Genomic DNA, 19877 nt, shown 5'->3' with positions numbered 1-19877 from the left:
TGAGAACTCAAGCGATACATACTATTTTCGCAAAAATAAAATGGGAAAACTTTAAAAAGTTTTCTCGTGTTCACGATTTTCAGTTTCTGATTTAGGGATTTGTAATTGTGTTTGAAAATCCTGATTTTAAAAGCGGAAAATAAAATGACGTTTTCATTCGGAAAGAAATTCTGGTCGTAACTTTTTCGATCTTTGCAAGATCGTTTTTCTTTTTATGTCTTCGATTTTACAATATTCCATTCGAGTTCCTGGAACCTCGGCTAACTTAGGGCCAGGTTTTGATCTTTTTGGTCTTGCGTTTCGAATTTACAATCAATTTCAATTTCAATTCTTACCTGGAAAAGAATTTAAAACTTCCGTAAAAGGAATGGAAACACTACCATTTGGTCCAGATGAAGATCTAGTTTTATCTTCCTATCGATCCTATTTTGAAAAATTTTTGTCAGGAAAAGAAATCATTCCATATTCTCTTCAAATGGATTTAAAACTTCCCATGAAAGGAGGGCTTGGCTCTAGTGCCAGTGCAGCCGTTGCGGGAGTTTGTGCCGCTAGATTTGTGCATAAAAACTTTTACCCAGGGATTTCTATCCCTAAAGAAAACGAATTTCTATTTCATCTTGGTCAGATCGAAGGACATCCCGACAATACAATTCCGGCTTATTTAGGCGGTTTTGTGTTTTCTTATTTTAACGGAAACCGTTTAGAATTTGTCAAAAAAAAATTTCCAAAGAAAATACGTTGTTTTTTGATTGTGCCTAATTTAGAAACTTCCACTCATCAATCTAGAAAAACTCTTCCTAGTTCGTATTCCACCGAAGACGTAATTTTTAATATGAGTCGGGTCGCTACTTGGATGGAATTTTTGGATTCCGGAAAAATTTCACTTTTGAAACTGGCGCTGGATGATCGGATTCATACTCCGTATAGAATGCATTCAGAATTCGAATTGAATCCTTTTTTAACGCAGGTTCATAAGAATTTAATTGGATACTCTCTTTCGGGAAGTGGTCCTTCTGTTCTTTTATTTTCGGAAAGAAATAAGGCAGTGAGGGTCGAAAAGATTCTCAAAGAAAAAATCTCCGAGTTTGTACAAGAAAATCATTTTCATTGTCAGATTCTTTCTTTAAAAGTAGAAGAGGATGGAATTTTAGAATCCTCAAAAAAAATTAGAATTTTATAATATTTTAACTATCTAAAATATCTATTTTAAAAAAGGACTAACTAAAAATCAATTACACGACATCTGAGAAATTCTACGTTTCCATTCTGTATCGTCCGCTCCTTCAAAAGGCCAAAAACGGTTCATATCAGAAATCGTCTGATTGACTTTAATCGTTAGAGTTGTTGAAAAATGAATTCTCCATCTGTTTCTATTTCATAGAAACGAGCAATTGAAATAGTTTTGTTAAACACCACTATGGAATTTTTCAACAACTCTATTGTATGTGTAACGATTTGTACTTCTCGGTCGTATTTTTCAGGTCGATCCTGTCATTCTGCTAAAAAAACAAAGAAAGTAAATTGTTGCCTTCCTCTTTTTTACAAACAATCCGTATTAATAAAAATAAATAGACTATAATAACTTGATGATTATTTAGAGACGTAAGAAAGAAGAATCGCAAAAAAAACTGATTGGAATTTCAAAAAATCATTCCTCAGGTTCTTCTCTTTCTTCTTTACCAAAGGTGTATAGACCTTTTTTGATCGGAGTTTTTCGGTTCAGGCCAGGATGGATTTTTGTGATCGTAAAAATAAATCTCATCCTTTCTTTTCCAAAGTTATTGATAAAAAATTCAGACGAAAGGCCAATTTCAAAATACTGAGTCATTCTCTCTTTTACTACTTTATCTGAAATTCTAAAATCTGCACTTTTACCGATCACTTCATAACTATCCAATTTTTCGGTGGATTCCATTTTGGAGAAAGTAGGCATTCCAGGTGGTTTGAATAGTACAGCAGAATTTCTTAATATTTGAATTTCATAATCTTCCGAGTCTTTTGCTTTTTTCAGGTTAAATATCAAATGATTATCGGAAATTGTGTTACAGTAAGTTCTAATATTTCCAGAAGTTTGCCCCACACTGAACCGAATGTTTCTCTGGCTTTCTGGAACCACGAGCAGAAATCGATCTCCTTCTTCCGGTGGAGTTCCTATTCCAGCGCTTCCTTTTTTTATGGCTGGATAAATGACTTCCTTAAAAAATAGAAAACTTAAACCAAGAAATGCAGCCGAACCCGTCAGGATCAAAAAAATATCCAGACCGACCGTGTAAATAAGACCTAAAAACAAAATTTTCTTTATCGCCTTATGTCGATTTTGTGATCGTTCAAATTTTCGCTCATTCTGGAGCGTGTCATCATAGAAAGAAGATTTTTCATTTGTTCAGGACTGATGACTTGATTCATCCTTTCTTCAAAAGATACGGGAGAAGGTTTCATAACAAGCTCTTCCGGTTTGATTTTATTTATCTTTGTACTGGGTGTCGTTTCGGAAATGGAATTTTCTTCTTGGATTTGTGTCTCAGAAACGACAGGTTCCGTTTCTTTGTTAAATTGGAACCAGTAAGACAAAAATGGTTGGATTGTAAGTCCTCTTATATTCATAAACCCCCACCTCCTTTTTAAAATAAGATCAAACCGATCTTCTCTATTAAAACTATCGGTAATCAGAGAAACACTTTAGTTATTTTTCGGATTTTTTACTGTTTAAGAACCGTTTTCATCTGCACTTTCGATTTTAGGGTTCTAAAAATGGCAAAAATGAAATCCGAATTTATAGTTTGCCACCCTGTCTAAGATTTCTAAGTTGGCAGGTAGGGGAAACTAAGTCGTCGTTTTTCCGACCATTGGAGGGAATATTTCCATGAAAGACATAATCGAAAAACTGAAAACTAAGGAATTCAGACCCCTGCTGATACTTTCAGCTATTTTTTTGATTTATATCGCATTTACCATTTTTCCGCTGATTTCCTATTTTTCTCCCGATGGAGTCGTTGAAATTAACGGCAAAAATTATACGATCAAAGACGTTGAAAAAGAGAATCCTAGAATTGCTCGTAAGTTTTATTCGGAAACAAATGATCGTCTTTATCGTGTTCTTTCCGAATTTGCTAGTAAAAAAGTAGTCTCTCTTGCAGCAAAAGAACGTAATGTTTCTGAAAAAGAACTTTTAGAACCTTCGGTCCCCGCTCCTAGTATCGAAGAAATGCGAGCGGTTTATGAACAGTATAAAAATTCTCCAGCGCTCAAAGGAAAATCTTTCGATCAAGTGAAAGCCGAAATTGAAAATCATCTCATTTCGCAAAAAAAAGAAGAAGCAAGAAATACTTTTTTTGGGCAACTTCGAAATCAATATAATATTTCTGTAAAGGTCAAAGAACTTCCTCCTCTCAGAGATAATACAATTCTGGCTGGAAACAATCCTTCTATCGGACCGGAAAACGCAAAAGTCACAGTGATAGAGTTTTCCGATTTTGAATGTCCATTCTGTAAAAGAAGTCAGTCCGTAAACTCTCAGTTAAGAGAAAAATACAAAGATCAAATCCGTTGGGTTTTTAGAGATTATCCTCTTTCTTTTCATCCAAACGCAATGTTTGCGCATATTGCAGCTAACTGTTCTGCTTCTCAAGGAAAATATTGGGAATTTTTCAAAGTTCTTTTTGATAATTCCGGGAACCTTCCTAAGGAAAGAGTTTTGGATTTAGCAAGAGGTTTAGGATTAGATATGAAAGCTTTTAGTCAATGTGTGAACGATTCTGAAGTGCGTAAAGAAGTGGAAGCGGATATGGCAGAAGGTGAAAAATACGGGGTTAGCGGAACACCTGCATTTTTTATCAACGGAGTTATGATAGAAGGTGCTCAACCGATGGAAGCTTTTATCAAAGTAATTGATCAAGAACTTAAAAATTAAAAATTAGGAGTCACCCAAATATGAGTAAGACGGTAAAAGTCGCTGTTACAGGCGCTGCGGGACAAATCGGATATTCTTTACTTTTTAGAATTGCTTCGGGACAAATGTTCGGCGCCGATACTGCAGTTGAAATTCAGATGCTTGAATTGGAAGCTGCGATTCCTGCGGCTAAAGGTGTCATTATGGAATTGGAAGACTGTGCGTTTCCTCTTCTGCAAAAGGTGACCGTCTCTTCCGATTTGGACACGGCTTTTAAAGAGATCAACTGGGCGTTGTTAGTTGGTTCCGTTCCTAGAAAAGCTGGAATGGAAAGAGGAGATCTACTCAAAATCAACGGTGGAATTTTTGTAAATCAGGGAAAAGCAATTGAAAAAAACGCCGCCTCTGACGTGAGAATTCTAGTAGTTGGGAATCCTTGTAATACAAACTGTTTGATCGCTATGAACAACGCAAAGGGAATTTCTCAAGATCGTTGGTTTGCGATGACTAAATTGGATGAAAATAGAGCAAAGTCTCAACTTGCTTCTAAGGCAGGAGTTCCCGTAAAAGAAGTGACTCATCTTGGAATTTGGGGAAATCATTCTGCTACTCAGTATCCTGACTTTTACAATGCGAAGATTTCCGGAAAACCGGTTACCGACGTAATCTCAGATCACGAATGGTTAAAAGGTGATTTTATCAAGAATGTACAACAAAGAGGCGCAGAGATTATTAAAGCAAGAGGCGCTTCTTCTGCGGCAAGCGCAGCGAATGGAGTAGTGGACACGGTTCGGGGAATCATCACTCCTACTGCGCCTGGAGATTGTTTTTCTGCGGCGGTGGTTTCCGATGGATCTTACGGAGCAGAAAAAGGACTTATCTTTGGATTTCCTTTAAAGTCAGACGGAAAGAAAGTTGAAATTATTCAAGGTATTTCATTGAACGATTTTGCAAAAGAAAAATTCAAAATCACTCATGAAGAGCTTATTTCCGAAAGAAATGAAGTGAAGGAAATGCTCTAAAATTTCAAAGAGGTTTTTTGAACCTGAGTCCATCTACTTTCATTCAGAAAACCTCTTTCGTTTTAGAATCTTTGAAAAAGGATTTTCTATTTCGATCTTTAGAAATTCCTTACGGAGTAGATTTATCTTCTAACGATTATCTAGGACTTACACGTCATCCTAAACTTATCAAAAGTTTAAAAGAAGGACTGGAACTTTATGGTGCTGGTTCTGGTGCTTCTCGTTTAGTCAGTGGACATAGAAGTTCTTTTGAAAAAGCTGAACAAACTTGCTCGGAATGGATAGGAACAGAAACTTCTCTTTGGGTCTCAAACGGTTACTCAGCCAACGTAGGATTGATTTCTTGTATTGCAAACGCGAAGTCTGAAATTTTTACGGATAGGCTTAATCACGCTTCGCTTTTAGACGGAATCCGTCTTTCCGGCGCACAAAAAACATATTATAAACATCTAAACTTAAATCATTTAGAGGAACTTCTTCAAAAGTCCAATAGAAAAGAAAAAATCATCGTGTCTGAAACCGTCTTTAGTATGGATGGGGATCTGGCATCGATCGAGGATCTTCTCTATCTTAAAAATAAATATGATGCGGTTCTGATTTTAGACGATGCGCATGGAATTGGTGTATTTGGACAAAAAGGAGAGGGTAGGGTTTCTCAAGTTTTAGGTTTGGAAAAAATCAAAGAAGTGGATTTTATCACATATACAAGTGGGAAATCTTTAGGTTTAGAAGGCGCCTGGATTGGAACTTCTAAAATCGGAAAGGAGTTTTTGATCAACAAAATGAGAACATTCATTTATTCCACAGCACCTATGCCTGCAATTGTACATGCGATTCCTACCTCTATTTCGATTGTAAAGTCTATGGAAAAAGAAAGAATAGATCTTTTACAAAAGGCGGATCGTTTTAGAGTTTCTATTCAGACTAAAAATTATCCAAAGACCACTTCTGAATCCCAGATTGTTCCTGTATTATTTCCGTCAGAAAAAGAGGTTTTAGAGGCCGCAGAACTTTGTAGAAAAAGCGGACTTTATGTAAAGGCAATTCGGCCACCCACTGTAAACGTTCCCAGACTTAGAATCAGTATTCATTCCGATACGATTGAATCTATATTAGAAAAATTGATTTCTATCTTACCGGAGTTTTGATGGCAGTTTTTATAGGAGGTACTGGAACCGATGTAGGGAAAACTTTTTTTAGTTCTCTCATTTTAGGAAAATACGGAGAGTCTTTAGGACTTAAGTATTTTAAACCGGTTCAGACCGGAGACGATAGTGATCGTGTCACTCTAATGCGTCTTACAGGATTGCACGAAAGTTATGTTTTAAAAAACTACTATTCTTTAGCGTTTGCAGGTTCTCCTCACTATTCTTCCGAATTGGAAGGAACTGAAATTGACACAGACGAACTTTCTAGACATCTTTATAGCATTCGAGACGAGAAAATCATTGTAGAAGGAGCGGGTGGTTTGCTCGTACCATTGAATCGTAGAATGCTTACCTTAGAAGTAATCCGTCAAGCGGAGATTCCTTTGATTTTAGTGGCGCCTATTTCTTTGGGTGCGATCAATCAGACTCTTCTTTCTATTGAAGCGATTCAAAATAGAAATATTGATTTGAAGGGAATTTATTTTCTAGGAGTTCCAGATAAAACTACGGAAGATAATATTCGAACGATTACGGAATGGAGCGGCGTAATTTCTCTTGGAAGTTTCTTTTTGAATTCTAACGAAAGGATCAGTTGTGAATGTTTTCAAAATGAATGTATTCCACGATTTGATTTAGACGAATCTATAAAAAATATACTGGTATGATCTGGTATCCTTTTACTCTACAATTCGAACCGGATTCTCCCTTAAAAATAGAAAGAGCCAAAGGCGAATTTTTATATGATGAATTAGGAAATTCTTATATAGATGGAATTTCTTCCTGGTGGGTAAGTATTCACGGACACAATCATCCTAAGATCGTTCAAGCGGTTAAGGATCAGTTGGAAAAATTAGATCATGTTTTACTCGCGGGTTTTACCCACGATCCTGCCGAAAAACTTGCTGCCGAACTTTTAAAAATTACAGACGGGCTGTTTCAAAAAGTTTTATATTCGGACAACGGTTCGACTGCCGTTGAAATTATGATCAAACTTGCGTATCAATATTTTCAAAATACGGGAGAAATCGATCGAAGAATATTCATAAAATGGAATGTTTCTTATCACGGAGATACAATCGGGACTATGAGCGTCGGCGGAAATTCTGTCTTCAATCGTGTGTTTCAAGGATTGATGTTTCCTACGAAAGAGTTTCAAACTCCAAATTGTAGCTTTTGTCCTATGGGTAAAAAACCGGAATCTTGCAAAGTAGAATGTATTGAACCGATAGAGGAATTTTTTCAAAAAAATCCAAAATCAGTTGCAGGAATTGTAATTGAACCTTTGATCCTAGGTTCTGGAGGAATGATCTTTTATAAAGAAGAAGTTCTTCAAAAATTGGAAACCATCGCCAAAAAATACGGTAGTTTGCTTTTGGTGGATGAGGTTTTTACCGGTTTTGGCAGAACCGGATCTATTTTCGCTTATCAAAAAGCAAAGATACGGCCCGATTTTATTGCGTTGGCAAAAGGATTGAGCGCTGGTGTCTCTGCAGTTGCCGTGACTTTGACAAACGATCGGATTCATTCTGCTTTTGTAACCTCTGATCCGGAAAAAGGATTTTACCACGGACATACTATGACCGGAAATCCGATTGCTTGTTCTGCGGCGCTTGCTTCTTTAAAAATTTTTTTTGAAGAGAATCGATTGCAACAAATTGCAAAGTTAGAATCCAAACTCAATGTTGATTTAAAAAAGATCGCGAAAGAATTTCCAAAAGTAGTAAAAGATTGTAGGGTTTTAGGAGCCGTAGGAGTTTTAGAATTAGAAGTAGGTAAAGAAAGCGGTTATCATTATCCTGGAAATAAAATTCTCAAGAAGAAATTTTTAGAAAAAGGAGTTTTACTTCGTCCTTTGGGAAACGTGATTTATATTACTCCTCCGTACAATATAGAAAATTCTTCTTTGGAAAAAATCTTTTCCGCGATTCGGGAAACACTCTCTGAAATTTCTTTTGGGAATTAGACTTTTCAAGAAAACTCATTTGCTTGAATCTGTCTGCAGAATGCTCAAGACATCCGAAAAAATATTCTCCGAAGTTCCAAGTGTAATTACAAAAGAAGAAGGTTTAGAAATTCTAAACGGCGTCATTCCTTTAACTACTTGCTTAGATAAAGCGTTTCAAGAAAGAAATCGTTACTTCGAAAATAAAGTAAGAATTCATATTTTAGATAATATCAAAAACGGTCATTGTCCGGAAGACTGCGGTTACTGTGCTCAAAGAAAGAACGCAAACTCAGGAGTTCAGGAATATCCTATGAAATCTGAACAAGAGATTTATGAGGATGCGGTTCAGGCCAAAAAAAACGGAGCTTATCGTTTTTGTATGGTAACTTCTGGAACAGGGCCAAACCAATTAACAACTGAAAAACTTGCTTCTACCATTCAAAGAATTACAGACGAACTCAACATGAAGGTTTGTCTTTCTGCTGGTTTGTTAGATGTAGAAAAAGCTCAAGTTTTAAAAGAGGCTGGTCTAGATCGTTACAATCATAATCTCAATACTTCCGAAAATCATTATCCGGAAATCTGTGATACTCATACTTATTTACAAAGAGCCGAGACATTGGACTCGGTTTCTAAGGCCGGAATCGGAATGTGTAGCGGAGTGATTGTGGGAATGGGTGAATCGCTTCAAGATATTGTGGATGTTGCTTTTGAACTAAAATCCTTTCGTGTAATTTCAATTCCAGTGAATTTTTTCATTCCAGTAAAAGGACATGCGATCCAGAATCCAAATGTTTTGACTCCGGAACTTTGTGTAAGAATTCTTTGTATGTTTCGATTGATAAATCCGGATTCCGAAATTCGAATTGCGGCTGGAAGGGAAGGACATCTTAGAAGTCTTTCCGCGACAGCCTTGTTTGCCGCTAATTCTTTATTCTCTTCCGGCTATTTAAATGTAAAAGGTTCGGAGATTTTAGAGACGGTTGCGATGATTCGGGACGCCGGTTTTGTTCCTGAACTATCCAATGGAGAAATTCTTCCAGAAGATTTCGGCACGGAATCATTTTATTCTGAGAAAAATTTTCCAGAACTCTATAAATTTAAGAAATTTTAAAAACTTAAAAAATTTCAAAAAAAATGGATTTTGATATTTTTTAAGCTTTCCCAGCAACTTTTTTTTATTAAATTGAGTCTGAGAACAATATGGATTGTTATACACCGTTTCGTAATTTAAAATTCCCGAATTTGAATATGAAGTTAGGTTTAACAAGAAACACGATTTAGGCGAAGAAAAGTAGAATTCGATTTTCAAACGCGTTATGTGTCTTGTTGTTTGAATTTCGAAATGAAAAAAATTGAAAAAACAATATGGAAATGTCAGATTTAAAGTTATTCTTTTGGGATCTGAAAAAGGTTGTTCGCTTTTTTAGAATCGATTGAAAGCCTACGTTGATCTAAAAACCTGGCATTACTGGAGTTTGATGAATGAAATATAAAATAGAAATCAATAAGCTGAAAAACGGTTATATAGAAGCTAAGCTGATTGATACTGCCTCCAACAATCCGATTGAGTTTCGAATTTGTGATTCCGAAGACTATCTTCAAGCACAAATCGCGGATTGGCATAAACGTTTTCACATGAAAGAACCGCAGGAGCAGTAATTTATCTTTGGCAAAGTTTCTTTTTTCAATTTCTTTGCTTTTTCTTTTTACTTACTGCTCTTCCTTGATTAAGAAATCATATACGGATGATTATTCGAGCCCTGACTTTGAATGTTGGTCTGGGTCTGGCTTCCGTGATTCCGAGACTTTCGGAATGTATAAATCTGCATGGGCCGAGCTTCGAAATTTTTATAAAAACGAAAATCAGAAAATTAAATCTGCAAATATAGTCTTTGTAGGAGATTCTTTGATTCAATTATTTCCCAAAGAACTGATGATCCAAGAATTTCCAGGTGCGGTTAACCGCGGAATCGGCGGAGATATGACGGAAACTCTTCTGGAAAGAATAGAAGAAGACGTTTTAAGTTTAAACCCAAAAGCAATCGTTTTAGAGATTGGTGGAAATGATCTCATTCAAGGAAAATGCCTGCATATTACGGAAATGAATCTAAATCGAATTTTAGAAAAAATTCTCAAATTCAACCCGAATATAAAAATAGTCGTTTTAGGAATTCCTCCCGTCCGAAATCAAACCGTAAATAGGGTTTCCCCAGTAATCAATCTTACCTGGATTTCTATCATTCGATCTTATAAGAATGTGGAATTTTTGGACGGTTGGCAATTCTTGAGAGAAAAGGATCGACCCGTTTTGGATTCGGAATTTTGGCCAGGACAGGATAAAATTCACGTGAATGAAAAAGCATATCGGGCCTGGATTCATAAACTAAAACCCATACTTTTACCCTATTTTTAAGGTTCCCTTGCTTTTAATCCTTACAGAAAAACCGGAAGAAATTCGAAAGGAAATTCTATTAGGAATGGGGGATTTTATTTCTTTAAAACCGGAAGAAACGTTTTTACTTTCTTCTTCTAAAATTCGGAATAGAGGTTTTTGGAATTGTATCGAATGGAAAATTCCGCGTGTTTTAGAACGCTCCGAATTACTTCAATGGAGAGAAACGTTTTCTAAAAAAGGTGCGGATTTGATTCAAGTGAATCGTTTGTTGGATCCTAAGGAAAAAAGTTTTTTCGCGTTTGATATGGATTCAACCTTGATCCGTCAAGAGGTTATAGACGAATTGGCAAGACTCGCCGGAGTTTATGAGAAAGTAGCTTCCGTGACCAAAGAAGCGATGGAAGGAAACCTAGATTTTAATGAGGCTTTAAAAAAAAGATGTATCCATCTAAAAGGTCTTTCTAGTTCCATTTTTACGGAATTATATCCTAAATTGGAATTGAATACTGGTGTAGAAAGACTTCTGAAAATATTAAAAGAAAATAATACTAGAACCGCAGTTTTTTCCGGAGGTTTTACGGATATTTTAGAAATGTTTCAAAAACAATACGGAATAGACGAAGTTTATGCAAACGTTTTGGAAAAAATAAATGGAGAACTTTCCGGAAACGTTCTTGGAGAAATCGTAGATAAAAATAAGAAATCAGAATGTTTAAAAACAATTCGAGATCGCGAAAAAATTCGTCCTTCTCAAGTGGTGGCGATTGGCGACGGTGCAAATGATTCTTTGATGTTAAACGAAGCCGGAATTGGAATCGGTTTTCACGCAAAGGAAGGTTTAAAAAAGCAGATCGTAAACTGGATCGATTTTGCTCCGATGGACGTTCTTTTATTTCTGTTTCCTTAACTTCTTTTGAAAATCTTCCAGAGTTTTTAATGCTTCTATCGGAGTCATCTCTTCTAGTTTGAGTTTTAAAATAGATTCTTCCGTTTGTGAAATTAGATTTTTAGTTTCTGGTTCTGTAAATAGTGTAGGTTGTGCTTCTTGGATTTTAATTTCTTTTTTCTTGGATTCTAAATCGGTTAGTAGTTCCGCTGCCCTTTTTACAATTGGTTCTGGAACTCCCGCAATCTTTGCCACATAGATCCCAAAAGATTTTTTTGCCTTTCCCACTTTTACTTTTCGAAGAAATAAAACTCTATCTTCTTTTTCTAAAGTTTCTAGATAAAGATTGAATATTCCCCCTAAACGGGAAAGTTCCGTAAGTTCGTGATAATGTGTGGCAAAGATAGTCTTAGGTCTTACGGACAAAGAAGATAGATATTCTAGAATAGACCAAGCGATGCTCATTCCGTCATAAGTGGAAGTTCCTCTACCTACTTCATCAAATAGAATTAAAGAATCCTCTGTATAATGATTGAGTATATTCGCGGTTTCTTTCATTTCCACGAAGAACGTAGATTCTCCTGCGGTGAGATTGTCTCCCGCTCCGATCCTAGTAAATAATTTATCTACAATTGGAAGTTTTGCAGATTTTGCAGGAACAAATGCGCCTATCTGAAATAAGATCTGATTGAGGGCAATCTGTCTCATAAACGTAGATTTACCCGCCATATTCGGACCTGTCAAAACTGCGATCGCTTTGTCCTGAGTATCTAAATAAACGGAATTGGGAATAAATTCTTGACCGGGTGGAAGAGTCGCTTCCACGACCGGATGTCTGGAGTCATTTAGATCTAAAGAACGATCTTCGGAAAGTTTTGGACGAATCCAACCAAACTTGTCTTTGGCGGTTAAAAGCGAAATTTGAAAATCTAAATCTCCGATTTCTTCCGAAAAAGAAAGAAGTGAAGATGAAAATTTCAAGACTTCTTCCACCATTCGATTGAATTCTGTTCTTTCTATTTCTTGTATGATTTCATCTGCTTCTAGAATGGTTCTTTCTATTTCTTCTAACTTAGGCGTCGTAAAACGTTCGCTTCCTACGAGAGTTTGTTTTTTGAGATAATCTTTAGGAGCTTGTTCCGCTTGAATCCTGGAAATTTCTATAAAATAGCCTACGATTTTATTATAACGAATTTTTAATGTATTTAAACCGGTTCTTTTTTTTTCTTCCGTTTCTAAATCTAAGATCCAATCTTTTCCTTTGACCCCAGCTTCTCTGGCCTGATCCAGCTTTTGGGAGAATCCTTTTTTTAGAAAAATACCGTTTCCTAAAATCACTGGTAGATCGTCTTCCGGATGCAGGCGTTCCTGGATAAAATCGGAAATTTTTTTTAATTCTTCGACCGGGATCAAAAACGGATAAGAAATTTTTTCCAATTCTTCTTTTAGTTTCATACCTGAAGAAATTGAGTTTAATAGAGAACGGAAATCCCTAGGATATGCGTGGTTTCCTCTAAAACGTGTTAGAATTCTTTCTAAATCTCCGAAGTCTTTTAACGCGGTGATATAAGGAGCTAGTACGGTTTTTAAAAGAATGTCTTGTTTTTCCCAACGAGAATAAAGAACAACAGGATCACATTCCGGGAATAGTATCCTTTGTTTGAGCAGTCTTTTTCCTTTTGCAGTATTGCAAAAATTGAATATAGAATAAAGAGTATTGTTCTTTTCTTTTTCGTTTTCTACAAGTTCCAGATTACGAATTGTTTCCCGATCCATTTCCAAAAACTTTCCAGAACTCAGTATTTTAGGTTCTCTAAGAACGAGTTTGTTATTTCTATATGTTTCTCGGATATATTCGTTTAAATATTTTGAAAGTATTTGAAACGAATCTTTTTCGGAAGTTTCTATTTGGTCTTTTAAGACTGTAAATTCTCTATTTTTAAAATATTCTAATTCTTGAAAGAAAGAATGTTCAGATTTTGGAACACAAATTTCTGACGGTTTAAATTTTTCTAATTCCGCTACTAATCTTTCCAAACTGGTAATCGAGACGGAGGAATAGAAAACTTCGCCAGTCGAAAAATCGGCGATGGCAAAGTAAATTAGACTTTTTTTAAGATGTAATACTGCTAAATAGTTGTTTTGAAAACCTGAAAGAAGATTTTCCTCGATCACGGTTCCTGGTGTGATGATCCGAACCACGTCCCGAGTCATCAATTTAGAACCCGCTTCTTCCGGCTTAGACTGTTCACAAATAGCAATCTTTTTTCCTGCGTTCAAAAGTCGGGATATATAATTGTCTTTGGAATGATAGGGAATCCCGCACATAGGCACCGCGTTTTGTCTTTTGGTGAGTGCGATATCTAAAATCGAGGAAGCGATTTTAGCATCCTCTAAAAACATTTCGTAAAAATCTCCCATCCGAAAAAAAAGAATCGTATCCGGAAAATCCTTTTTGATCGCAAGGAATTGTTTCATCATAGGTGTGTTGAGAGCGTCCGCTAAATCGCTCCAATATTCTGCCGAAGTCGCTGTACTTTCCAAATTCATGATGTAGATTTTACGTTCCTGATAAATTGAATTACTTTTTGTGGATCTTTGATTCCTGGGGAAGATTCTACCCCGCTTGCAACGTCTACTCCAAACGGTTTTACGATTTCAATCGCATTGACTACGTTAGACGGATCGAGACCTCCTGCTAAAAGAAACTTTCTTTTAATTTTGGAAATGAACTCCCAATTGAATGTTTCACCCGTTCCTCCTCCTATACCTTTAGAATAACTATCCAAGATCAAAAACTCCGCTACAATGTCTTTTAAATCCTGATCGTTGATCGGAGCTTGAACTCTGTAAGAACAAATCTGTCGTTTGACTAAAAGTTTTTCCTTACTTACTGAAGGATCACCCCAGACCCATTGAACTAGATCGTGATCCAATATGGAAGTAATGGACTCAATTTCCTCGAATGAATTTTGATAGAATAAGAGTACAATTTCGGGGGAATTTTTTTCCGATCTATAGTATTCCACGATTTTTTGAGCATTTGAAAGTTCAATTTTTCTAGGACTAGAAGATACAAAGTTTAGTCCGATATAATCGGCTCCTTCTTCTTTACAAATTTTTGCGATTTCTATATTTTTAATTCCGCAGATCTTGATCTTTGTTTTTTCCAAAGAATTCATTTTCATGATCCAATCTTTCGGAAGGGTTTCTTTAGATCACGTACTTTAACACTGGTCAGTTTACTACTAAAATGTAATTTAGGATTTTATGGCTTTGTTCTATTCTTTTCCAATTTCTACAGAAAAAAAAATTAAGATTTTAATTGCAGGTAAAAAAGAACTTCCTTTCATAAATTTGAATGTAGATGACCAAAAAAATGAAATTTCCAAACTCACCGGATTTCACGAATCTAAAATTTTTATTTTAAACCAGGTTCATGGAGACGGAGTTGTAGATTTAAGAATATCTAAGAATCTTTCTTTTCCGGAAGGGGATGCATGGATCGGAGAAGAATCGAATCAAGTTTTATGTATTAAAACTGCAGATTGTATGCCCTTATTTTTTTGGTCCATCCAAAGTCCTAAGTTTGTAGCGATTCATTCCGGTTGGAAAGGAACACTGGCCGGAATCACAGAAAAAACTTTAAAACATTCTTTTTCAGATTCTATTTTAAAAGAAGGTTCACTTGTAGGTTATCTAGGACCTTATGCAAGCGGTCTGAGATATGAAGTAGGTGAGGACGTAGCATTTTTGTTTCGAAAAGAATTTCCGGATTGTTTAAGAAAAAACGGAGAGGATAAAACTGTACTCGATCTGGAATCTTTTCTTAAATTTCGTTTGGAAAAAAATGGAATTCGAGTTTTACTTCAATCGGATAAAATTTGTACTTTAGAAGAGAATTCAGATTTCTTCAGCCATCGTAAAAAGGAAACAGGAAGAAATCTGAATTTGATTTGGAAAGAAGGTTAGACCTTGGGAACTTTTTTGATAGCCGCGTTGACTTTTTCCAATATTTTTTCCCGTTTAATCGGTTTTGGAATATAATCCATTGCACCTTCGTCTATAAGATTTTTTAAAACGGCGGGAGTATTCTCTTCGGAAACGATTACAATTCTAGGAAGAACCCCTTTCCCCTTAATCTCAAAAAAGGTCGCATAACCGTCCATTACTGGAAGGTTTAGATCCAATGTAATTAAATCTACAAGTCTGTGTTCATCGTAGAGTTTGACGAGTTCCTTTCCGTTCTCTGCAAACCCTATCACCTGATAACCTTCCGATTCCAAAATTTGAGCCAACTGTTTTGCTTGGAATCTGGAATTTTCTGCGATCAATACTTGATACGGTCTTCCGTTGGGAGCTACACCTGCTTTCATATTTTTTTTTACCTCTTTTAGAGAAAGGATTCGATCAATTGACCGATTTCTTTGGTTCCTACGATCGTAGATCCTACTTCCGCTATGTCTCTGGTTCTTTTTCCGGAGGCAATCGTTTTACGCACGGCGGTCTCTATCTTGTTTGCTTCTTCTTCCATAGAAAAAGAATAACGTAACATCAACGCCGCACTCAATACTTGAGCGATCGGATTTGCCACTCCTTTTCCGGCTATGTCTGGCGCAGAACCACCCGAAGGTTCATACAATCCAAATCCAGATTCGGAAAGAGAAGCTGAAGGAAGCATTCCGATTGAACCTGTAATGATGGAAGCCTCGTCTGAAAGAATATCACCAAACATATTCTCACAAAGAACCACGTCGAATTGTTTCGGATTTACGATCAGTTGCATCGCCGCATTGTCCACATAAAGATGATTCAATTGGACGTCTGAAAATTCTTTCTTATGCAATTCGATTACAACTTCCTTCCAAAAAACGGAAGTAGTCAAGACGTTTGCTTTATCGATACTAGTCACTTTATTATTTCTTTTTCTAGCCGCTTGGAATGCTACTCTAGCAATCCTTTCGATTTCTCTTCTGGAATACTTCATCGTGTCGTATGCAAATTCTTCCTGCCCCGATCCTTCTCTTCCTTTGGGTTGTCCAAAATAAATTCCTCCGGTTAACTCTCTTAATATGAGAATATCTAATCCGTTTCCGATAATATCAGAACGAACCGGAGAAGCATTTTTCAATTCTGGATAAATGATCGCAGGTCTTAAGTTTGCAAATAAATCAAAATGTTTTCTCAAAGGTAGAAGTGCTCCTCGTTCCGGTTGTTTTTCCGGAGGGAGTGTTTCCCATTTAGGACCTCCCACACTTCCGAAAAGAATTGCGGAAGATTCTTCGCATAGTTTGAGAGTTTCCGGTGGAAGAGGATGTCCGGTTTTATCGATTGCGATTCCACCTACAAATCCTTCTTTAAATTGAAATTCGGAAACTTTTGTACCGAGAGCCTTTTTCAAAACGGAGATGGCTACCTCCATGACTTCCGGTCCGATTCCGTCTCCGGAAAGTACTGCTACATTCTTCATTCTTTTTTTAGATCCTTTTAGTTTTGTTTGAGTACTGATTCTAAGATGTCTAATCCTTGATTTAAAAAGTCCGTCGAAATTGTAAGTGGGGGCATAATCCGAACTACGTTATCCGCCGTTGCATTGACTACGAGCCCTGCGGACAAACAGGCTTCCGAGATCGGTCTGGAAGGAACTTTTAATTCAAGTCCGATATGAAGTCCTTTTCCTCTCACTTCTGAGATCACTGGATATTTTTCCCGCATTTCTCCCAGTCTCGTAAAAGCAATATCGGAGCAAACGTTTACGTTGTTTAGAATTTCCCTGGTTTGAATGATACGAATCGTTTCATAAGCGACTGCAGCCGCGAGATGATTTCCTCCGAACGTAGAACCATGAGATCCTTGGGTAAATAAGTCCTGATATTTTTCTCCTACAACTAGGGCTCCAATTGGAAATCCTGACCCGAGCCCTTTAGCAAGTGTCATTGCGTCTGGGCTAAACCCCATCGTTTCAAAGGCAAATAACGTTCCAGTTCTACCCATTCCGGTTTGGATTTCGTCGAAGATTAGAAGAGCTTCGTTTTCTTCTGTCAATTCTCTGGAAAGTGTAAGGAAATTTCTAGATAAAGGTATAATTCCACTTTCACCTAAGATGGGTTCTTCGATTAAGGCTACGATTCTTCCTTGGTATCTTTCAAATGCTGCTACAAGAGCTTCATCGTTGTTCGGTTCTATAAACTCGATTCCTTTTAAAAGTTCTCCGTAACCTTTTCTGATTTTATCTTGTCCGGTCAAACTCATACCCGAAACGGATCTTCCATGAAAACTTTTTTCTAAGGAAAGTATGATTGGATCTATGATGCTTTTTGAATATGCGTATTTTCTTGCGAGTTTAAATGCTCCTTCAATCGCTTCGGTTCCTGAATTGGTTAAGAACACTTTTCCAGGAAAAGAATTTAATATGAGAAGTTCTGCAAGTTTTGCCGCTTCTTCAGAATAAAATAGATTAGAAGTGTGAAATAGTTTGTCCGCTTGGGAACGAACCACTTCTATGATGTCAGGATCTGCGTGCCCTAGGTTTGTAACTGCAACTCCGCAGTGAAAGTCAATATATTGTTTATTATCAAAATCGAATAGAAGTTCGTTAACTCCGTAACGGAAAGCCACGTCGTATCTTGTGTAAGTATTGAGTAGATAATGATCTGCTAATTCTTTTGTATGTTGAAAGAGTTCTTTATGGATGTCTGCGTCGTTCATGCAAGTTCCGCCAGTTGTAAAAATATTTCTTCTGAAGTTTTGATTTCGGAAAGAAGATCTTCGGTAAGTGTTTTGATTTCTTCTTTGGACTTAGGAGTTTTTAAACTTTGAAAAGAAGAATAAATTTTAATCTTAGGTTCCGTTCCGGAAGGCCGGATTGTGAGTTTTGCGTTTCCTTCTAAAATAACTTGAATCACGTCCGAGGAAGGACAACCAACAAACGCGGATTTAGAAGCGTTTCCTTTGGCGACTTTGGTTTTATAATCGAGAATCCCGGTAATTTTTCTTTGGTGAATTTTTTTTCCTAACAAATCTAGGGTTCTCAGGGATTCCAAAGATTTACGGATTTTTTCTTTACCGGCGCTTCCTTCTAAAGTCAGAGATTTGAGACTTTCTTGAAAAAGACCGTATTTGAGATAAATCTCGTCCATGTAATTGAAAAGATCTTTTTTTTCCGTAAGAATTTCTAAAAGTAACAAAGCGGAAGAAAGTGAATCCTTATCCCTCACAAAAGAAACTGGAAGATAACCAAAAGATTCCTCTCCTCCGAATAAGAAAAAATCTGTTTTACTTTGATCAATTTTTGACATTACTTGAGCAATGAATTTAAATCCGGTTAATACGTTTTTATATTTTACTTTGTTCTTTTTAGCGATGTTCTCTTGTAAATCTGTAGTAACGATCGTTTTTACTAAAACTGCCTTTTTCTTTTTTTTACCTGTGGAATAAGCTTCGCATAAATAAGCGGCCATTATGGAACCGATCTGATTTCCGTTGAATAAAACGTATTCTCCGTTTTTGTTTTTGACTCCGATTCCAAGTCTATCTGCGTCTGGATCGGTTGCGATAAAAGCGTCCGCATTTTTTTGGATTGCGAACTTTTTAGAAAGTTCCATTGCTTCCGCTTCTTCTGGGTTTGGGTATTTAACCGTAGGAAATTCTCCGTTGGGATCTTTTTGTTCTGGAACTAAAAATACGTTCTTATATCCGAAACTATTTAAGAGTTCTTGCATGCTTTTTCCGCCAGTTCCGTGTAACGGAGAGTAGACGATTTTTATCTCTGCTCTGTCTTTTGGTTTTAGAGAAGCGGAAATAATTCCAGCTTTAGAAAGATCTTTTTTGTAAGAAGTAAAACAATCCTTTCCGGCAAATTTTACCATTTTTTTGTAAATCGGATCTTTTGTAGAAAGAATGGGAATTTGTTTCCAATCGATGATAGATTCTATTTTAGAAATAATTTTTTGATCATCTGGAGGAACAAGCTGACCTCCATCTGAAAGATATGCTTTAAAACCGTTATACTCTGGAGGATTGTGAGAGGCGGTGATGACAACACCTCCGCTTGCTTTGTAGTAACGAATCGCATAAGAAAGAATAGGTGTAGGAGTTACTTCTTTAAATAGAATGACTTTGACTCCTAAGTAAGCCGCAATCCCTGCGGTGACTTCTGCAAATTCTTTGGATCTTCTTCTGGAATCGTAGGCGATTACGATAGAAGCCTTTTTGTTTTTTTTAGAAAGATAACTTACAAATCCAAGTGCTGCACGACCAACAGTAAATTCGTTCATCCTTCCGATTCCGTTGCCTAATTTTCCACGCATTCCTCCGGTTCCAAATTCGAGAGGAATTGAAAATGCTTCTACGTCTGGACCGGATTCTCCTCTTGAAAATTTTTCAAGTGCAAGATTGGCTTCTTTGCGAACTGTATTTGGAAAAGGTTCCTGAGTCCAAGGATGAATAAAGGATTTGAGATGATTCATAAAATTGAAAAGAATTCCGATTTAATATTTTAAGAGGATTAAAATTCATAAAAATTGGCTTTCTTTTGAGGTTCAACCTTAATTTTAGCCGATCTTAGAAGTATGGAATCTTACGAATTTG

At 36.5% G+C, this 19877-nt stretch carries 19 protein-coding genes; 11 read left to right on the top strand and 8 right to left on the bottom strand.

Going from position 1 to position 19877, the window contains the following annotated elements:
- Positions 1-214 precede the first annotated feature (214 nt).
- Entirely contained in the window at positions 215-1180 is a 966-nt protein-coding gene (gene thrB, locus LEP1GSC049_RS221075; protein ID WP_004752120.1) for a homoserine kinase, read from the top strand.
- Positions 1181-1648: 468 nt separating this feature from the next.
- Here the strand turns inward: thrB and LEP1GSC049_RS221080 are convergent, their stop codons facing one another.
- Both LEP1GSC049_RS221080 and LEP1GSC049_RS221085 read right to left on the bottom strand, forming a co-directional pair.
- Positions 1649-2290 (bottom strand): hypothetical protein, encoded by a 642-nt coding sequence (locus tag LEP1GSC049_RS221080; RefSeq protein WP_004770716.1) that lies wholly within the window; start codon positions 2288-2290, stop codon positions 1649-1651.
- Positions 2291-2298: 8 nt separating this feature from the next.
- Positions 2299-2604, bottom strand: a complete 306-nt coding sequence (locus LEP1GSC049_RS221085; protein ID WP_004751723.1) for a hypothetical protein — start codon at positions 2602-2604, stop codon at positions 2299-2301.
- A gap of 259 nt (positions 2605-2863) precedes the next feature.
- On the opposite strand from LEP1GSC049_RS221085, the gene LEP1GSC049_RS221090 reads away from it, so the two are divergent.
- The 9 genes from LEP1GSC049_RS221090 to serB all read left to right on the top strand — a co-directional run bounded on the left by LEP1GSC049_RS221090 (position 2864) and on the right by serB (position 11309).
- Positions 2864-3910, top strand: coding sequence for a DsbA family protein (locus tag LEP1GSC049_RS221090; RefSeq protein ID WP_004752692.1), 1047 nt, complete (start codon positions 2864-2866; stop codon positions 3908-3910).
- A 20-nt stretch (positions 3911-3930) separates the two neighbouring features.
- A complete protein-coding gene (locus tag LEP1GSC049_RS221095; RefSeq protein WP_004751752.1) occupies positions 3931-4911 on the top strand; it encodes a malate dehydrogenase in 981 nt (326 codons plus the stop codon).
- Between the two features lie 17 nt (positions 4912-4928).
- The gene (locus LEP1GSC049_RS221100) at positions 4929-6059 is read left to right on the top strand and encodes an aminotransferase class I/II-fold pyridoxal phosphate-dependent enzyme (RefSeq protein ID WP_004758820.1); all 1131 of its coding nucleotides are present in this window, start codon (positions 4929-4931) and stop codon (positions 6057-6059) included.
- A complete protein-coding gene (gene bioD / locus LEP1GSC049_RS221105) occupies positions 6059-6724 on the top strand; it encodes a dethiobiotin synthase (RefSeq protein WP_004758844.1) in 666 nt (221 codons plus the stop codon). The genes LEP1GSC049_RS221100 and bioD overlap by 1 nt, the downstream gene beginning before the upstream one ends.
- Positions 6721-8022 (top strand): adenosylmethionine--8-amino-7-oxononanoate transaminase, encoded by a 1302-nt coding sequence (gene bioA / locus LEP1GSC049_RS221110; protein WP_004752205.1) that lies wholly within the window; start codon positions 6721-6723, stop codon positions 8020-8022. The genes bioD and bioA overlap by 4 nt, the downstream gene beginning before the upstream one ends.
- Positions 8023-8062: 40 nt before the next feature.
- Positions 8063-9118 carry a biotin synthase BioB gene (gene bioB, locus LEP1GSC049_RS221115; RefSeq protein WP_004751969.1) on the top strand — a complete coding sequence of 352 codons (1056 nt, stop codon included), beginning with the start codon at positions 8063-8065 and terminating at the stop codon, positions 9116-9118.
- A 371-nt stretch (positions 9119-9489) separates the two neighbouring features.
- Positions 9490-9666 carry a hypothetical protein gene (locus LEP1GSC049_RS2000000228175; protein ID WP_000875511.1) on the top strand — a complete coding sequence of 59 codons (177 nt, stop codon included), beginning with the start codon at positions 9490-9492 and terminating at the stop codon, positions 9664-9666.
- A gap of 7 nt (positions 9667-9673) precedes the next feature.
- Positions 9674-10420, top strand: coding sequence for a GDSL-type esterase/lipase family protein (locus tag LEP1GSC049_RS221120; RefSeq protein WP_004752478.1), 747 nt, complete (start codon positions 9674-9676; stop codon positions 10418-10420).
- A gap of 7 nt (positions 10421-10427) precedes the next feature.
- The gene (gene serB, locus LEP1GSC049_RS221125) at positions 10428-11309 is read left to right on the top strand and encodes a phosphoserine phosphatase SerB (protein WP_004783389.1); all 882 of its coding nucleotides are present in this window, start codon (positions 10428-10430) and stop codon (positions 11307-11309) included.
- On the opposite strand, the gene mutS is transcribed toward serB, so the two are convergent.
- Both mutS and LEP1GSC049_RS221135 read right to left on the bottom strand, forming a co-directional pair.
- On the bottom strand, positions 11292-13838 hold the full coding sequence (gene mutS, locus LEP1GSC049_RS221130; protein WP_004762055.1) for a DNA mismatch repair protein MutS: 2547 nt from the start codon (positions 13836-13838) through the stop codon (positions 11292-11294). The genes serB and mutS overlap by 18 nt on opposite strands.
- Positions 13835-14476, bottom strand: coding sequence for a phosphoribosylanthranilate isomerase (locus tag LEP1GSC049_RS221135; RefSeq protein WP_016748739.1), 642 nt, complete (start codon positions 14474-14476; stop codon positions 13835-13837). Before LEP1GSC049_RS221135 ends, mutS begins: the two co-directional genes overlap by 4 nt.
- Before the next feature lie 82 nt (positions 14477-14558).
- Between LEP1GSC049_RS221135 and LEP1GSC049_RS221140 the strand changes: the two genes are divergently transcribed.
- The gene (locus LEP1GSC049_RS221140) at positions 14559-15260 is read left to right on the top strand and encodes a purine nucleoside phosphorylase YfiH/LACC1 family protein (protein ID WP_004758690.1); all 702 of its coding nucleotides are present in this window, start codon (positions 14559-14561) and stop codon (positions 15258-15260) included.
- Here the strand turns inward: LEP1GSC049_RS221140 and LEP1GSC049_RS221145 are convergent.
- The 4 genes from LEP1GSC049_RS221145 to LEP1GSC049_RS221160 are packed head-to-tail and all read right to left on the bottom strand — an operon-like array spanning position 15257 to position 19756.
- Positions 15257-15664, bottom strand: a complete 408-nt coding sequence (locus LEP1GSC049_RS221145) for a response regulator (protein WP_000643584.1) — start codon at positions 15662-15664, stop codon at positions 15257-15259. The genes LEP1GSC049_RS221140 and LEP1GSC049_RS221145 overlap by 4 nt on opposite strands.
- A 17-nt stretch (positions 15665-15681) precedes the next feature.
- On the bottom strand, positions 15682-16758 hold the full coding sequence (leuB, locus tag LEP1GSC049_RS221150) for a 3-isopropylmalate dehydrogenase (protein WP_004762040.1): 1077 nt from the start codon (positions 16756-16758) through the stop codon (positions 15682-15684).
- Positions 16759-16775: 17 nt separating this feature from the next.
- On the bottom strand, positions 16776-17996 hold the full coding sequence (locus LEP1GSC049_RS221155) for an aspartate aminotransferase family protein (RefSeq protein ID WP_004770682.1): 1221 nt from the start codon (positions 17994-17996) through the stop codon (positions 16776-16778).
- Complete coding sequence (locus tag LEP1GSC049_RS221160; protein ID WP_004752310.1) at positions 17993-19756, bottom strand: phospho-sugar mutase; 1764 nt, start codon at positions 19754-19756, stop codon at positions 17993-17995. The genes LEP1GSC049_RS221155 and LEP1GSC049_RS221160 overlap by 4 nt, the downstream gene beginning before the upstream one ends.
- Positions 19757-19877 lie beyond the last annotated feature (121 nt).

Origin of the sequence: Leptospira kirschneri serovar Cynopteri str. 3522 CT (assembly GCF_000243695.2) — a bacterium.
Classification (GTDB): Bacteria; Spirochaetota; Leptospiria; order Leptospirales; family Leptospiraceae; genus Leptospira; species Leptospira kirschneri.
The sequence above is the reverse complement of the archived record's forward strand: the minus strand, read 5'-3'. Positions and strand labels throughout refer to the sequence as shown.

Coding starts and splice junctions, on each gene's coding strand:
- LEP1GSC049_RS221140 (WP_004758690.1), top strand. CDS start 14,559: ATGGCTTTGTTCTATTCTTTTCCAATTTCTACAGAAAAAAAAATTAAG.
- LEP1GSC049_RS2000000228175 (WP_000875511.1), top strand. CDS start 9,490: ATGAAATATAAAATAGAAATCAATAAGCTGAAAAACGGTTATATAGAA.
- mutS (WP_004762055.1), bottom strand. CDS start 13,838: ATGAATTTGGAAAGTACAGCGACTTCGGCAGAATATTGGAGCGATTTA.
- bioA (WP_004752205.1), top strand. CDS start 6,721: ATGATCTGGTATCCTTTTACTCTACAATTCGAACCGGATTCTCCCTTA.
- leuB (WP_004762040.1), bottom strand. CDS start 16,758: ATGAAGAATGTAGCAGTACTTTCCGGAGACGGAATCGGACCGGAAGTC.
- bioB (WP_004751969.1), top strand. CDS start 8,063: ATGCTCAAGACATCCGAAAAAATATTCTCCGAAGTTCCAAGTGTAATT.
- LEP1GSC049_RS221155 (WP_004770682.1), bottom strand. CDS start 17,996: ATGAACGACGCAGACATCCATAAAGAACTCTTTCAACATACAAAAGAA.
- LEP1GSC049_RS221160 (WP_004752310.1), bottom strand. CDS start 19,756: ATGAATCATCTCAAATCCTTTATTCATCCTTGGACTCAGGAACCTTTT.
- LEP1GSC049_RS221090 (WP_004752692.1), top strand. CDS start 2,864: ATGAAAGACATAATCGAAAAACTGAAAACTAAGGAATTCAGACCCCTG.
- LEP1GSC049_RS221095 (WP_004751752.1), top strand. CDS start 3,931: ATGAGTAAGACGGTAAAAGTCGCTGTTACAGGCGCTGCGGGACAAATC.
- LEP1GSC049_RS221145 (WP_000643584.1), bottom strand. CDS start 15,664: ATGAAAGCAGGTGTAGCTCCCAACGGAAGACCGTATCAAGTATTGATC.
- thrB (WP_004752120.1), top strand. CDS start 215: ATGTCTTCGATTTTACAATATTCCATTCGAGTTCCTGGAACCTCGGCT.
- LEP1GSC049_RS221135 (WP_016748739.1), bottom strand. CDS start 14,476: ATGAAAATGAATTCTTTGGAAAAAACAAAGATCAAGATCTGCGGAATT.
- bioD (WP_004758844.1), top strand. CDS start 6,059: ATGGCAGTTTTTATAGGAGGTACTGGAACCGATGTAGGGAAAACTTTT.
- LEP1GSC049_RS221085 (WP_004751723.1), bottom strand. CDS start 2,604: ATGAATATAAGAGGACTTACAATCCAACCATTTTTGTCTTACTGGTTC.